Below are 15,311 nucleotides of genomic sequence, written 5' to 3'. Positions count from 1 at the left end.
AATCAAAGGTATGCAAATATTTAGGCTTTTGTAAATGCTATTGTTTCTTTTTTAATAAGTTTTTTACAGCTGTAGACTTGTAAATTTCTGGAAATAATTCTTCTAGAATAATAATATGTTCGGCATCAAAACGCATAGCATTTCTAAAATGATATGTTGCTTTTTCTGTTTCCAATAATTGAAAATACAAACCTGCTAATCTAAATTCTATTTCAGCATTCTCTGGGAAAAAGTCCTGAGCTTGAATTAAATTTAATGCAGCTGATTCCACTTCACCTAACTCTGATAATAAATCACTACGAATTAGCCAAGATTCTAATTCATAATGCTCTAATTCTAATACTTGTTTATAACCACGTTCTGCTTCTTCTAGAAAATTTAATTTATGATTTATTTTTGCATAATAATTCCAGTAAATTACATTTTCACCATCAATATTTATAGCTTTATTTATGTAATGTAATGCTTTTTCGTAGTTTTCTTGTTTACAACAAAACTTAGTTATTGCAATCCAGCCTTTATCTAAAAGTGGGTCTTCATGTACTGTTTTGTAGTAGTAATGCAGTGCTAAATCATCGTTGCCTAATTTTTCATGACAACTTGCAATTCTAAGTAAAGCAAAAGATGTTGGGTCTTCTAAAGAGAGTGTAATGCTATAGTTTTCTATAGCTTCATTGTATAGGTTAAGTTTTTCTAAAACTTTACCTTTTTCTATATATGCTCCAACAAAAGTATCATCCGAAATAATAGCAAAATCATAAGCGTTTAATGCTTTTTCGTAGTCTTTAAGCTCATAATATTGACGCCCAAGTTGATGCCAAGCGACTTCACAATATGGATTTTTGTCTAAATAAGTGTTTAGATATTCTATAGCTTCGCTGTTTTTGTCTAAAAAATCGAAGCAATATATAATATTATAAAGTGATGCATAATCTTCTGGATTAGAATCTAAACACTCCATAAAACTATCTCTAGCCTTATCGAATTGGTCTAAAAATAAATATTCCATTCCTATAAGTGAATATAAATCTGCAGTATCTTCAGCAAGGCTTAACGCGCGTTTTAAAACATCAATAGCTTCTTCGTGTTTATTTTCTTTAGAGAAAATATTGGCTTTTTGAATATAAATTTCTTCGTTTGAAGGCTCAAGAATATAGAGCTCGTTTAAAAGTGAATTAGCTTTACCTAACTCATTTTCAAAAACAAAAATTTCAACTTTAAAAAGCTTTAAACTTACAGAGCTAGGATGCTGTTGTAAACCTAGTTTTATTGCTTTTTTTGCAAGCGCTACTTTACCTTGATTAAGGTAGTGATGAATGATATTCTCGAATTCGCTAGAGTCAAAAAACAACACATTGTTTGTTTTAAGCATAGACTCAAATTTGGTAAGCGATACGTTATTATTTTCTTCTTCTTGGCTAAAATCCATAGGCATTAATTTAACGCATTTAATACAATAAAAGTAACGCTCAAAGCGCTATTTTTAATAGGTTGCAAACAAATGTTTTTAACAAAGTAATGAACAACCATTTGATGTAACGTGATTTTTATTGCTTTATCATTGATAATTAATAAGTTGCTATTGCCTATCTAATTTGTATGTTATTTAATACTTCAACAATAATGCCACAGCCTTTTATAATCTCTTCGTTGCTAATGGTAAGTGGTGGTGTAATTCTAATGGCTTTTGGTTCGAATAATAACCAAAAAAGTATTAAGCCGTTATCTTGAGATTTTAATATCAATTGGTTAACGATTTCTGCAGAAGGTAATATAGCAGCTAGCATTAATCCTTTTCCTCTAATCTCGTTTATTAAAGGATGTTTTAAATGGGATCTTATTAACTTTTCTTTTTCTAGAGTTTGCGACATTAAGTCACTTTCTGTAATTTCTTGTAATGTTGCTAAAGCAGCCGAAGCTATAACAGGATTCCCTCCAAAAGTAGTAATATGTCCTAGTTTAGGATTGTCTTGTAAAGTTTCCATTAATTTGGTAGAAGCCGTGAATGCTCCAATGGGTAAACCACCTCCTAAGCCTTTTCCTGTAACTAAAATATCCGGAATGCAATTGTAATTTTCAAAGCCAAATAATTTTCCTGTTCTACCTATTCCTGGCTGAATCTCATCTAATATTAACAACGCACCAACGTCATTACAGCGCTCTCTAACTTTTTGTAGATAGTCATTTTTAGGTTCAATAAATCCAGCACCACCTTGTATTGTTTCTAAAATTACACAAGCTGTTTTTGTTGTAATATGTTTTAAATGCGCTTCGTTATTAAAAGTAATATGACTAATTTCTGGAAGTAATGGTCTAAAAGGTGCCTTGCGTTCTTCAAAATCCATTAAACTTAAAGAACCCATTGTGTTACCATGGTAAGCACTATGTGCAGCAATAATTTCACTTCTGCCAGTTGCACGTCTCGCTAGTTTTAATGCGCCTTCGATTGCTTCTGTTCCAGAGTTTACTAAATATGTTTTTTCTAGAGGAAAAGGTAAGTTTTTAGCTAATAACTCGCAAAGGTCTACTGCCGGCTTTTGGATGTATTCTCCATAAACCATGACATGTAAATATTTGTCTATTTGAGTTTTTATAGCTGAAACTACTCTTGGATGCGAATGTCCTAAGGGACAAGCAGAAACACCTGCAACAAAATCTAAATAGACTTTGTTGTTGGTATCATATATATACGATCCTTTAGCATGAGAAATCTCCATGGCTAAAGGATGTGGTGTCGTTTGTGCTTGGTATTTAAAGAAATCGTCTTTCATTATTCCTTTTCTAATACTTTTCCAAGCGAAGGTTTTATGTTTTTTGGCTTGCTTTGCTTTGGAAGGTTCTTTTTAATCTCCTCTTTTTTTAGTTGTTTGCTAGGAAGTTGCCTTGATGCTTTTAAAGGTTTATCATCACGATCATCTCCATAACGGACTTTTGGTTTGCTTTCTTGATCGGCTAAATCAATACGATTTAATAAATTTTTATCAAAAAATTCTTCATCAGGAACAGCAGGAGCCAAGCCTTTTATTATTGGTAATTCTAAAGGCGGATCGTCTTTAAATAAATCATCAACGCTTAATGGTCTTTCATCTTCACGCCAATCGAAATCTTTTAATCTTAATGCACCTTTTAATATATCTTTTTCAGGGTAAGTGTTCGCTTCTGGAGCAATTAGTCGTTTGTAATAATAAATATCTCCAGCTTCAAAATAGATTTCAATATTTGCAGAACGTGCTTTGTCTAAGCCAATAAATTCATCTTCTTCATTTCTAAGAATAAAAACAGATTCTGCATTTTTGTAGATGTTAACTTGCTTCATTTGGTTATTGTCATCAAACAAGCTAACCAATCGTTTTCCTTTTATCTGGCTATAATAGTCTGTGCTTAATGTATCTTTACTAATAACAAATGCATTTTCGAAAACAATTAATGAATCGATTTTTTCGGTTTCGGTATTAGATTTTAAATGAATGGTATCACCTGTAATTTGGTTTGTTAAATTCCAAAGAATAGGTCTTCTTTTTACAGCAAATACATCTTTAGAATCTAAACGCGATAGATTAATTAGTTGTGTTAAACCAGTTTGATGGTTAAGATGAATTGAATCTGATTTTCCACTAATATCAGACTTAAACAATTTTGCATTTCTAAAAGCTCTAGTTATTCTATTGTCTTCTTTTCCGGTAATCATTAAAGTATCAGAATGAATATAAATAGAATCGTTGTCTTGAACAGAAATCGCTAATGCACGTTTTGTTACAAAAGCCGAATCTTTAGATTTGTAAACCTCGGCATAATGACCTTTAATAATACTATTATTTATGGTATCTGTAATTGTAATGTTGTTTGTTGCTGATGCAAAATCTTTATTCCTATCAAAAAACATACTATCTCCAACCACTACACGATTATCGTAGTCTATTCTTGAGTTTTTTGTAAAATAACCGGTGTCGTTATTAGTGTTGTAAAAGCCACGCTCGCAATAAACAGTACTTGTTTCTCCTACAATTTTTGATGGCCCATACATGTAGGCATGCCCAGTTTCTGAAAAGAAATCTAATTGGTTTGTAGTTAATACGTATTCCGGATTTACCAGTTTTACAGTATTTAAAAAGCGGTATTTTTTTTGAGACATATAGTAACGACCAACAGTACTTGTAATTGTTCCTGAAGAATCTCTAACCACCATTCCTTCTTCGTTATAAAAGGCTTCTTGTTTAGCACGATCGAAAAAGAGCTTGTCTGTAGTTAACACAGAGCTTGGTTCTGTTAAAACTACATCTCCCTTAGCATAAGCTAGTTGTGTTTTACCACTATATTCAGCATATCTAGCAACCATAGTAATGGTATCTCCTTGTATCATTTTTACGTTTCCGTAAGCTTCTACAAAATTCTCCTTACCATATAGTACAGCTTGATCGCAATACATATCTATACCGTCATGATATACATGCACTTGTCCAGCATCACTACGTGTTAGAATTCTTGCACCAGGATAATTTTTTTCGTCTATTTCTCCAAAAGCTCCAGAATCTTTAATTTCTATGTTTTTGCGTTGTTGTGCAAAACCATTGAAAGAGAATAGGCTAAGTAGAAATACTATTATTAAGTTTTTAAACATCTTGTAATTAGTGTTTCAGCAAAAATAACGATTAATATGAGTTAGCATTATCTATTAGGAAAATTTTAATATGAAAAAACCTGTTTAAGTATTAACTTAAACAGGTTTTAAAATGCTTTTATAGATTGAAATTAATCTCTAAAAATGGTCTGTTTTCTATCTGGTCCAACAGAAACAATTGTAATAGGAATTTCTAATTCTTTTTCAAGAAACTCTATATATTCGTTTAATGCTTTTGGTAGTTGAGAGTACTCAGTCATTCCTGTTAAGTCTTCACTCCAACCATTAAATTCAGTATAAACTGGCTCTACATTTTCTGGTTCGATATTAAACGGTAAATGCTCAATAGTTTCACCTTTATATTTATAAGCAGTGGCTACTTTTAAGGTTTTAAAACCAGAAAGCACATCACTTTTCATCATCATTAATTGTGTAACACCATTAACACGACATGTGTATTTTAAGGCTACTAAATCTAACCATCCACAACGTCTTGCTCTACCTGTTACCGCTCCAAATTCTTGGCCAACTCTAGCCATTTCTTCACCATCTGCATCAAATAATTCTGTTGGAAAAGGTCCAGAACCAACACGAGTAGTGTAAGCTTTAAAAATACCAAAGACTTCTTTTATTTGGTTTGGTGCAATACCTAAACCTGTACAAGCTCCGGCTGCTGTTGTGTTTGAAGATGTAACAAATGGATATGTTCCAAAGTCAATATCTAAAAGTGAACCTTGAGCACCTTCTGCTAAAATGGTTTTTCCATCTTTTAAAGATTGGTGTAAGTAGGCTTCACTATCTATAAATTGTAATTCTTTTAAGCGTTCTATAGACTCAAAGAATTCAACTTCCATTTCTTCTAAATCGTACTGAATTTCTACATTGTGAAAAGCAATCATAGCTTCGTGCTTGTTTGCTAATTCTCTGTATTTTTCTTTCCAGTCTGGCATCTCTAAATCACCAACACGAATACCGTTTCTGCCGGTTTTATCCATATAAGTTGGTCCAATACCTTTTAAAGTAGAACCAATTTTTGCTTTTCCTTTAGAAGCTTCACTTGCAGCATCTAATAAACGATGTGTTGGTAAGATTAAATGGGCTTTGCGAGACAAAATTAGCTTTGCTTTATAATCAATATTAAATTGATCTAAGCCTTCTAATTCTTTAATAAATACTACAGGATCGACAACAACGCCATTTCCGATAATATTCATTGAATCTTTATGAAAAATTCCAGAAGGAATTGTTCTAAGTACATGTTTTATACCATCAAATTTAAGTGTATGTCCTGCATTTGGACCACCTTGAAATCGTGCGATAATGTTGTAATTCTTGGTTAATACATCAACAATTTTTCCTTTGCCTTCGTCTCCCCATTGTAAACCTAGTAGTAAATCTACTGCCATTGTAGTAAGTTTTTTTTAGTTGTCTTCTGTTTTATTTTTTGTACCATAAAAATAGAGCGAGTGGTTTGTGATTGTGATATCAAAAACCTCTTCGATTGTTTTTTTTATGGATTGTATTCTAGGATCGCAAAATTCGATAACTTCACCTGTATCTGTTAAAATAACATGATCGTGTTGTTTATCGAAATACGATTTTTCGTAATGTGCTTGATTTTTTCCAAATTGGTGTTTACGCACCAAACCACAGTCTAAAAGTAATTCTATGGTATTATAAAGTGTAGCGCGACTTACACGATATTTTTTGTTTTTCATTTTTAAATACAAAGATTCAATATCAAAATGTTCTTTGTTATTATAAATTTCTTGAAGTATAGCGTAACGTTCAGGCGTTTTCCTGTGACCATTACCTTCTAAAAAAGCTGTAAAAACATTTTTTACAATCTCTTGATTTTTTGTGTCTGTATTTGCGCTCATAATTTAAACGACAAATTTACGTATTTTTTTGGGGTAATTCTACAATTTTAAGAGATAGAATAACGTGTTATCAAGCAGTTATTAACAAGAATGATTTTATGCTCTCGAAACCTTCTCGATACCGTTAATTTTTTTAAGATTATCCATTAATTTTTTAAGCAAGGCTTTGTTTTTAACACTCACATTAATTTTACCAGAAAAGACACCATGATTACTTTGAAAGCTAATACTCGTCATGTTTACATGCATGTTTTCTGATATAATCTTAGTAATATCGTTTACCAAACCTAAATTATCGATACCAGAAAGGTTAATATTTGCATAGTATTCTTGTTTAGAAGAGTCAATCCACTTAGCAAGCATTATTCTGTAGGCGTAATTAGACTGCATGCTTAGTGCATTTGGACAGTTTTTTTTATGCACTTTTATACCATCGTTAATAGTAAGGAATCCAAAAACAGGATCACCAGGAATAGGATTGCAACAGGTTGCTAATTTATAATCCAAGGTTTCTTCTTCTTTACCAAAAACAAGCATATCGTAACTGCTTGTAATTTCGTCTTTTTCGAGTTCTTCTTTTGAAATCGAATTTTTCCGATTTATTTTATTCTTAATAAAACTTACCAAAGCATTACTTCTCGATGCCGCGTAGTCTTTAAGCATTGGATTACTTATGGTACCAATTCCAACACGGTAAAATAAATCTAAACTAGTTTTAAGTTTAAAGTGGCTAACCATTTCGTTAACCGATTTCTCATCAAGTGTTATTTTAAGCTGCTTTAATTTTCTGCGTAAAATCTCTTTACCATCTTCGGCAATTAGTTTTTCGTCTTCACGTAGTAGCGATTTTATTTTACCTCTTGCACGAGAGGTTGTAGCGTAATCTAACCAGTTAGAGTTTGGTTTAATATTTTCACTTGTTAAAATATCGACTTGATCTCCGCTATTAAGTTCATGACTTAATGGTACTAGTTTACCGTTAACTTTCGCACCACGTGTTTTCATACCTATTTCTGTATGAATACTAAATGCAAAATCTAAAGGCGTTGCACCTTTTGGTAACGATTTTAAATCTCCTTTAGGTGTAAAAACAAATATTTCTTTAGAGTAGAGGTTAAGTTTAAATTGTTCTACAAAATCAACAGCATTTGTAGAGTGGTTTTCTAGTGCTTCTTGAAGCCTATTAATCCACATATCTAAATTATCTTCTTTATCGTCGTTATTTTTGTATTTGTAGTGTGCAGCATAACCTTTTTCGGCAATTTCGTTCATGCGCTCACTTCTAATTTGTACTTCTACCCAACGTCCTTTTGGTCCCATTACAGTAATGTGTAAAGCTTCGTAACCTGTAGATTTTGGAGAAGAAATCCAATCTCGTAATCGTGTTGGATTTGGTCTAAAGTGGTCTGTAACGACTGAGTATATTTTCCAAGCTAGAAATTTTTCGTTTTCCTTATCGGATTTATAAATAATTCTAACAGCAAATTTATCGTATACTTCATCATAGGAAACGCCTTGTTTTTCCATTTTTCTTTTAATAGAAAAAATAGATTTTGGACGTCCTTTTATTTCATAATTTAAACTTTCTTTATCTAAAGATGTTTTTATAACACTATTAAACTCTTGAATATACGCATCTTGTTCTTGCTTACTTTCTTTTGTTTTATGTAGAATATCGTTATAGATTTCTGGCTCTGTATACTTTAAACTTAAATCTTCAAGTTCCGTTTTAATGTTATAAAGTCCAATTCTATGTGCTAAAGGCGCATAAATATATAGCGTTTCGCTTGCAATTTTCTCTTGCTTATCAGGACGCATGGAATCCATGGTTTGCATGTTGTGGAGTCTGTCGGCAATTTTAATAATAATCACACGTACATCATCATTAAGCGTTAGCAGCATTTTTCTAAAATTCTCTGCTTGAAGAGACACGTCCATGTCTTTCTCCTTACTTAAAGATGAAATTTTAGTTAAACCATCAACAATTCTTGCAACGGTTTCACCAAATAGTTTTTCAATATCTTTTACAGTATAATCGTCGCTATCTTCTACAACATCATGAAGCAGAGCAGCAGCAATAGAGGTGGCATCCATTCCTATTTCTGAAGCCACAATACGTGCTACAGCAATAGGATGAAATATATAAGCTTCACCACTTTTTCTACGTTGCGTTTTATGTGCATCTACAGCAACATCAAAAGCTTTACGAATTAGTTTTTTATCGTCATCTGTTAACGAGGTATAACTAACCTTTAATAAGTCTTTATAGGCTTTTGCAATTGTTGCGTTTTCTTTTTCTATTTCTGCTTCCGTCATATTAATAAAAATAAGAATTAAATATGAATGTGCAAGCCCTTTTTTTTATTTTTTAAATGAAGAAATAAAGATGGGCAGAAAAGTTCTGATTTTAATTAATCTTCCTTGTAGACTTCTAAGTTTAAGCCTAATCCGTAATTGTTTAAACCTGCTTTAAGTAAGTTCGATTTTTCAACATTTTGTTTATCGAAAAGCGTCCATTCTCCACCATTTAAGAAAATACGTCTTACAAAGGTTCTTTTTTCTGAAATTTCGTCTGTAAAAGGTAAGAGTGGTCTAAACGTAGTCGATACTTTAACAATACCTCGTTTTGTTTTAATTTCTTGATATTTTTTATTCGGTAATAATTTTCCTTTTGCATCTGTATAGCCCAATACTTGAAGCGAAATAAATAAACCGTTTTTAGGCATATAGATATCGTTTTCAGTAATATCGAATTCTAAAATCTTATCATTCTTTTCATTTGCTATAAAAACAATATTCTCATATGTTAAAACATCGCCAGGTAAACCGTTGTTGTTTTTGTAAAAATTGACTTTAAATAAAGTAGAGAATGGTCTTTTTTTAGACGATTTCTTTTTGCGTTTATCCCAATCTTTAGCTTCTACTTTTATTGGAATTTGTAAGCTAGATAATCGTTTTGTTTTAGTTGAATTATTTGGGAAATACACAGCAATTTCACTTTCTATCGTTGGTAGCCAACATTTGTAATAATCTTCGTGTACAGTTGGTTTTATTTTATCTATTTTAAATTTGCCTTTTGGTTTGGTTAAAAAGACTTCGTCAAGTGTATTTACACTTGATTTCATTATAATTGTAGCAGATAAATCTTGAGTTGCAAGTTTAAGATCGTTAAAGCCAATAGCAGAAATAAATAAAGAATCTATATCCTTATATAATTTTTTCGTGAAATAAAACTGACCTGCATCATCTGCAAATAATCCATTACCATTACCAAAAGATATCGTTGCGTAAGAAACAGGTTCTTCAGTCTCAGAAACTATAGTTGTGTTTTGTGCTTGTGTATTAAAGCACAAAAGAGTTAGTGAAATAAAAGATAAGAATCTATTCATATTATTGTTATTACATATTTAATACCAGCGTTTTTTCTTCTTTTTAGAAGCTTCGCTTTTACGTCCTTTTCTGTGTTTAGAACCTTGTTTTTTATGTACAACAGGTTTTTCCTTTGGATCTAATGGGTGAGGATGATCTTCTACAACATCCAATTGTAAACTAATAAGTTGTTGTATAGCCTTAACATATTCTTTTTCGTCTGCCGAACATAAAGAGTAAGCAGTTCCTGTATTTCCTGCTCTTGCCGTTCTACCAATTCTATGTACGTAAGTTTCTGGTACGTTTGGCATATCGAAATTAACAACAGCATCTACATCGTCTACATCAATACCACGTGCAGCAACATCTGTTGCAATTAAAATATCGACCTTATTTTTCTTGAAATTATTTAAAGCTTCTTGTCTTAGAGTTTGGCTTTTATCGCCATGTATACTATCGGCTTTATAATTATTTTTAAGTAGTGTTTGTTCTAATTTATCGACACCATATTTAGTACGACGAAAAATAATAACTCTACCATTTATAGTACTGCGAAGTAAATGCAAGCATAATTCTATTTTGTCTTTTTTAGGAACATAATACAAAGCCTGATTTACATTTTTAGAGGTTGAAGAATTTTGTGATACTTCAACACGTCTTGGATTATTTAAAATAGTTTCAGCTAATTGTTCCACCTTGTAAGGCATAGTTGCCGAAAATAAAAGTGTTTGTTTTTCTTTAGGACATAGTCTTTCAATTTTATTAACATCGTCTATAAAACCCATGTCAAGCATTAAATCTGCTTCATCTAAAACCAAAGTTTCTACATAATCCAAGTTTATAATATCTTGCTTGTGTAAATCTAGTAACCTTCCTGGTGTTGCAATTAAAATATCTACACCTTTTTTAAGTGTTTCTTTTTGTGGTTCTATAGATGCACCTCCAAAAACGACAGTCGATTTTAAGTTGGTATGTGTAGCGTATTCTTGAAAATTCTCCTGAATTTGTATTGCTAGTTCACGTGTTGGACTAATAATTAACGCGCGAATTTTCTTTTGACTTTTTCCAGCATCTTGCTTATCGTACAATAATTGTAAAATAGGTAAGGCAAAAGCAGCAGTTTTTCCTGTTCCTGTTTGGGCAGAAGCGATTACATCTTTTTTATCTAAAACCAACGGAATCGTACGCTCTTGAATAAGTGTTGGGTTGTCGTAGCCTTTCTCGGCAATGGCACGAAGTAATGGTCTGTTTAATTTTAGATCTTTAAATGACATGTAATAAATATTTGATGCAAAGGTAGTTCTATAATTTAACTTTTCGTCACCTCAATTGTGTAAGTAGCAACAATGTTATTGTCTATTTTTAAATGCACATCGAAAAAGCCTTTTCTTTTAAACTGATGTTTAAATGTTGTTACTTTATTTTCGTGCTTAAGGTCGTGTAATTTTAAAGTACGCTCTTTATTTCCTGAAAAGTAAACTAGGGATATAGTATTAGAATTTTCTTTTTTTAGAGCTTTAAAACTGAATATTATTTCTTCATCTTTTTCAATTTTAAAATCCATTAATTTTGGGCTTACAGGAATTATTTTCTGCTTAAAAGTTTCACCATAAACTAGAGGAGAAGCTATAAAATTAGATTGCATTAATTCATTATTTAGTAGCCACTTTTTATTTAAAGGATAATGGTTTTTAGCAAATAAAATAGGATCTGTTAAAAAGTAACCATCATTATAATCGTTTATAAAAAGAGCGTTTGCAACTATATATCCGCTAGACCAAGTGGCATCGCATAAATACCATTTGTTATTTAATTTTACGGCATTCCATGAGTGGTTTGCCATTTCAAGACTATTAACGTTTGCGATTGTGGAACGTCCGTAACCATCTACAATTTCACATTCTATATTAGCAAAAAAGCATAACTCTTTAATTAAGTAAGCATAGCCAGTACACATGGTTTTTTTATTATTAATTAACCTTTTGTAAACTGTTTTCTTGTACTTGTTATTCCATTTTATGTAAGCTAAACTGTCGTTGTTTAATTTTTTACGTTGCTTACTTACTTTATCATTTTGGTAAATATCTCCTTTAATATTATTACAAACCCAAGTGTAAATAGCTCTAAATTTTTCAACATCAGTTGGAAGTTTATAGGTGAGATTATGTGCAAGCAATGGCAAATTACTTAAATCACTTCCTTTATATAGTTTCGCTACATTGTTAGCAATAGTGAAATCGGTAGATTTAAAATCGGAAACCTGAGCAATCGCATTATTGAAAATTAAAAGCGAGAATAAAAGAAGTGTGTTTTTCATATTTAAAAAAGGATTTATTTAGTTCTTGTAAACTTCTTTTACAGCAATCTTTCCCATTAAAATAACAGAATCCATTTTCATGTTTATTTTCAAATCTATGGTTTCAGAAGCATCTTTATTATCAATTACTATTTTTTGAGAATCCATTCCTACGGAGCTAAAAACTAATACGTCTCCTTTTTTTTAATTTTTGAGGAAATGTAAAGTTGCCATCAAAGTCTGATGTCGCACCAATAGCTGTTCCTTCAAGTAAAATATTTACACCAGGTAATGGTAGAGAATCTTCAAATATATTTCCTTTTACAAGAATATTATTTTTAAACTTTGAAGTATTAATTGCTAAATCGCTCTCAGAAGTTTTCGAGATTGTTTTAGCATCTTGAGCTTGAGCCATGTTAAATGAAAACAATGATAAACAAGCCAATCCAATGCCAGTTAATAGTCTGTATCTTTTTCTTTGTTGTGTTATTGGGCTAGGAATGTTAAGTTGACTCGCTTTAAATCTACCACAAGTATCTTGTTTGTTTTCTGTTTTGAAATATTTTGCAATTTCTGAGTTTTCAAATTTTGTAAAATCGATGACTTCCTTTTCACAAGAGCCACAAAAACCACCTTTTGGTGCTGGAGCAAATGTATTAAAGTTTTCTTGGCAAGGTGTTTTAATGTTTAAGCTAAGTTGATTTTTCATGGTGTACGTTTTATGTGTTAATATACATCAAACATATGTTTAACATTAGTAGTATAAAATGAAGAACGAGTAAACCATGCGTTTCAATGAGTGAAACGTTCCTTTTAATGAGTTTGGAGAATTGGAAAATTAAATTTGAGACCGTTTTAACTACCTAATAGGTTAATTAAAAACAGATTTGTACTTTAATGTTACATTGTTTAAATTAACAGATAGAGACTTTAACCATAATAATTGATTGCTAATTAAATGTGCTTCTTGCAAGTTTAAAAGCGTTTTATTGTCTATCTCGGTTTGTCCGGCTTCAATATCGCTATCACGTTTTAGAGATAAATTATTGTAACGTTTTTGAAGTTTTTCATGCGCTTGGTGTATTTCTTTTTCTTCGGAAAAGTGAACGGTTTCATTATGTTCTAATTTTGAAGCAGCATGTTTTAAGGACGATGTAATATCTTTAATAATAGTATCGAATTCTGCAGAAGCTGGAGTTGTATTATGATTTAATACATAACTCCCAATAGACGCTATCGCCGATAGTATAGTATGGTTTAAGGTTACCATATCATAAATTAAAGCAGATTCTTTCTGTTTAGATTTTGGATCTTGTGTTAAACGTTGAAAAGCTGCATTTAAATTACTCATTGCTAGAAAAGCCTTTTTTCTTGAGACTTTGTACTCTAAGCTATTTTCTTCTTTATTATGGTATAGATGTTTTGTGGCTTCTAAGTAATCGCTGTTAGTGGTAATTACATTTAATATTACCGAGTCTAAATTTTTATACTCCCAACTTGGGAATAATAAATAGTTTGCTAAAACCGCAATTCCGGCACCTAAAACGGTATCGATAACACGATATTGAATAACGGTAAAGGCATTAGGATCTATAAGTGCGTAAACAAAAACAATGTTTAAGGTTATAAAAGCAGCACCTGCTTTATAGCTTTGTTGTATTAAAGAAAAGGCGAAGGTTAGTGAGATAACAGCCAACACCATATAAATAATTGTGTTTTGTGTAATTAAAACAATTGCTGTTGCTATTACAGCTCCAATTATGGTACCTATAATTCGGTTTTTTGAACGTTCTTTGGTTAGTCCATAGTTAGGACGCATAATAACTATAATGGTTAAAATAATCCAATAAGCGTTTTTAAGATCTAATAAACTACCTAGTAAAAAGCCAAAAATAATAGCAATAGTTAATCTTAAGGCATGCCTTAACATTGGCGATTTTAAACTAAAATGTTGTAATAATATATTAAATCTATAATCTTGAGAGGTTAAAAAAGGTACAGACTCTTTTGTTTTTAAAAAGGCTTTAGAGTTGTTTTTTACTTTTCTTAAAACGCGCCTAATCGCTTTTACTTCTTGGAGTAATTGCTTTTGGTAATCTTGAAGATTTCTTAACGAAATTGCACCTTCGCGAGCCTTTGGTAAAGAAATTTCATCTACATAATCTAATATGGCTTTATCAGTCTCTTTATAGATGTCGTTAAATAATTCTATATCTGGTAATTTGCCTTTTTTTATTAATAATTCGGATAAAGCAATAAGGTGTTTTCCCATTTCTTTATTCATTTTCTTAAAGCTATTCAAATGCTTTTTTCGTAAACCAAATAAAGAATCTATTTTAGAATAGTCTAAAGAATTCGCTAAAGCCAATTCGAAAATATCGACTAAAGATATAAATATTAATAAACGTCTTTCGTTAGAGTGGGACCTTCCAGAACGTTTTCTACCTTCTAAAAGTAACTCTCTTAATGTTTCGTGTTTCTCGCTTATTTGCGTTTGTAGAATTAATGCTTTTTTAGAAAACTTTTCACGCTTATTAGGCTTTACTAAAAGCTTAGCTCTCACTTTTAAAAACTGTCCGGTAAGTTGTAAGGTGTCAGACAGTAATTGGTCGTCGTCTTTTTTAGGAAAAATCCAATTTGCAAGTAGTGAGAAGCTTAAATACCATAAACCTCCTAAACCTAAAAGACTAACATGTATAGCAATCGATTTTATATCTGGTTTGTCTATTGCTAAAGCTAGAACAATTGCCAGTAGACCAGAAAAAGAGATTAAAGAAGCTCTAAAACCATACACAGATATTAAACTAATACCAAAACTTAAAATAGTAATAGCGATTACTAGTAAAGCAAAAATAGGTTTGGTTAACAATATTATAAACGTAACCAACATGGTTAATGCAATACTAATAAAGATACCGTTAATTTTGCGCCTTAAACTTCCGGGTACATCGCTGGGAGCATTTAAAAAAGTACCTAAAGCAATTGCCGGAGCAAAAACAAATAAATCTATAGCATTAAAAACAATTAAGGGTAAAATTACTGCAACTGTAAGTACAACACCTCTATAAAAGCTAGAGCCTTTAAGAAATAATTCGGTAGTTTTTATGTACGCCTTTAACTTGTTTTGCATAGTAACTCAAAGATAGTT

12 protein-coding genes are annotated in these 15,311 nt (G+C 31.3%); all 12 read right to left on the bottom strand.

Annotation, left to right across the window (positions count from 1 at the left end):
- Positions 1 to 37 precede the first annotated feature (37 nt).
- Positions 38 to 1,429, bottom strand: coding sequence for a tetratricopeptide repeat protein (locus ASC41_RS04935; protein ID WP_055435564.1), 1,392 nt, complete (start codon positions 1,427 to 1,429; stop codon positions 38 to 40).
- A 157-nt stretch (positions 1,430 to 1,586) separates the two neighbouring features.
- On the bottom strand, positions 1,587 to 2,771 hold the full coding sequence (locus ASC41_RS04930; RefSeq protein WP_055435532.1) for an aspartate aminotransferase family protein: 1,185 nt from the start codon (positions 2,769 to 2,771) through the stop codon (positions 1,587 to 1,589).
- Positions 2,771 to 4,618: an OstA-like protein gene (locus ASC41_RS04925; RefSeq protein WP_055435531.1), complete on the bottom strand. Its 1,848-nt coding sequence runs from the start codon at positions 4,616 to 4,618 to the stop codon at positions 2,771 to 2,773. The genes ASC41_RS04930 and ASC41_RS04925 overlap by 1 nt, the downstream gene beginning before the upstream one ends.
- Positions 4,619 to 4,749: 131 nt before the next feature.
- Positions 4,750 to 6,024 (bottom strand): adenylosuccinate synthase, encoded by a 1,275-nt coding sequence (locus ASC41_RS04920; RefSeq protein ID WP_055435530.1) that lies wholly within the window; start codon positions 6,022 to 6,024, stop codon positions 4,750 to 4,752.
- Positions 6,025 to 6,039: 15 nt separating this feature from the next.
- Positions 6,040 to 6,498, bottom strand: coding sequence for a Fur family transcriptional regulator (locus ASC41_RS04915; RefSeq protein WP_055435529.1), 459 nt, complete (start codon positions 6,496 to 6,498; stop codon positions 6,040 to 6,042).
- Positions 6,499 to 6,594: 96 nt separating this feature from the next.
- Positions 6,595 to 8,814: a RelA/SpoT family protein gene (locus tag ASC41_RS04910; protein WP_055435528.1), complete on the bottom strand. Its 2,220-nt coding sequence runs from the start codon at positions 8,812 to 8,814 to the stop codon at positions 6,595 to 6,597.
- Positions 8,815 to 8,909: 95 nt separating this feature from the next.
- Positions 8,910 to 9,887 (bottom strand): peptidase associated/transthyretin-like domain-containing protein, encoded by a 978-nt coding sequence (locus ASC41_RS04905; protein ID WP_055435527.1) that lies wholly within the window; start codon positions 9,885 to 9,887, stop codon positions 8,910 to 8,912.
- Between the two features lie 18 nt (positions 9,888 to 9,905).
- Positions 9,906 to 11,141 carry a DEAD/DEAH box helicase gene (locus ASC41_RS04900; protein WP_055435526.1) on the bottom strand — a complete coding sequence of 412 codons (1,236 nt, stop codon included), beginning with the start codon at positions 11,139 to 11,141 and terminating at the stop codon, positions 9,906 to 9,908.
- 35 nt (positions 11,142 to 11,176) lie between these two features.
- On the bottom strand, positions 11,177 to 12,184 hold the full coding sequence (locus ASC41_RS04895) for a transglutaminase domain-containing protein (RefSeq protein WP_055435525.1): 1,008 nt from the start codon (positions 12,182 to 12,184) through the stop codon (positions 11,177 to 11,179).
- An 18-nt stretch (positions 12,185 to 12,202) separates the two neighbouring features.
- Positions 12,203 to 12,331, bottom strand: coding sequence for a hypothetical protein (locus ASC41_RS17235; protein ID WP_262494952.1), 129 nt, complete (start codon positions 12,329 to 12,331; stop codon positions 12,203 to 12,205).
- Positions 12,332 to 12,341: 10 nt separating this feature from the next.
- Positions 12,342 to 12,872, bottom strand: coding sequence for a peptidase associated/transthyretin-like domain-containing protein (locus tag ASC41_RS04890; protein WP_055435524.1), 531 nt, complete (start codon positions 12,870 to 12,872; stop codon positions 12,342 to 12,344).
- 162 nt (positions 12,873 to 13,034) lie between these two features.
- On the bottom strand, positions 13,035 to 15,293 hold the full coding sequence (locus tag ASC41_RS04885) for an FUSC family protein (protein ID WP_055435523.1): 2,259 nt from the start codon (positions 15,291 to 15,293) through the stop codon (positions 13,035 to 13,037).
- Between the last annotated feature and the right edge of the window lie 18 nt (positions 15,294 to 15,311).

This window comes from Lacinutrix algicola (assembly GCF_001418085.1).
GTDB classification, from domain to species: domain Bacteria; phylum Bacteroidota; class Bacteroidia; order Flavobacteriales; family Flavobacteriaceae; genus Lacinutrix; species Lacinutrix algicola.
The sequence above is the reverse complement of the archived record's forward strand: the minus strand, read 5'-3'. Positions and strand labels throughout refer to the sequence as shown.

Bases quoted from the DNA above. Each gene is read 5' to 3' on its own strand.
- ASC41_RS04935 (WP_055435564.1), bottom strand. From the start codon at position 1,429: ATGGATTTTAGCCAAGAAGAAGAAAATAATAACGTATCGCTTACCAAA.
- ASC41_RS04930 (WP_055435532.1), bottom strand. From the start codon at position 2,771: ATGAAAGACGATTTCTTTAAATACCAAGCACAAACGACACCACATCCT.
- ASC41_RS04925 (WP_055435531.1), bottom strand. From the start codon at position 4,618: ATGTTTAAAAACTTAATAATAGTATTTCTACTTAGCCTATTCTCTTTC.
- ASC41_RS04920 (WP_055435530.1), bottom strand. From the start codon at position 6,024: ATGGCAGTAGATTTACTACTAGGTTTACAATGGGGAGACGAAGGCAAA.
- ASC41_RS04915 (WP_055435529.1), bottom strand. From the start codon at position 6,498: ATGAGCGCAAATACAGACACAAAAAATCAAGAGATTGTAAAAAATGTT.
- ASC41_RS04910 (WP_055435528.1), bottom strand. From the start codon at position 8,814: ATGACGGAAGCAGAAATAGAAAAAGAAAACGCAACAATTGCAAAAGCC.
- ASC41_RS04905 (WP_055435527.1), bottom strand. From the start codon at position 9,887: ATGAATAGATTCTTATCTTTTATTTCACTAACTCTTTTGTGCTTTAAT.
- ASC41_RS04900 (WP_055435526.1), bottom strand. From the start codon at position 11,141: ATGTCATTTAAAGATCTAAAATTAAACAGACCATTACTTCGTGCCATT.
- ASC41_RS04895 (WP_055435525.1), bottom strand. From the start codon at position 12,184: ATGAAAAACACACTTCTTTTATTCTCGCTTTTAATTTTCAATAATGCG.
- ASC41_RS17235 (WP_262494952.1), bottom strand. From the start codon at position 12,331: ATGGATTCTCAAAAAATAGTAATTGATAATAAAGATGCTTCTGAAACC.
- ASC41_RS04890 (WP_055435524.1), bottom strand. From the start codon at position 12,872: ATGAAAAATCAACTTAGCTTAAACATTAAAACACCTTGCCAAGAAAAC.
- ASC41_RS04885 (WP_055435523.1), bottom strand. From the start codon at position 15,293: ATGCAAAACAAGTTAAAGGCGTACATAAAAACTACCGAATTATTTCTT.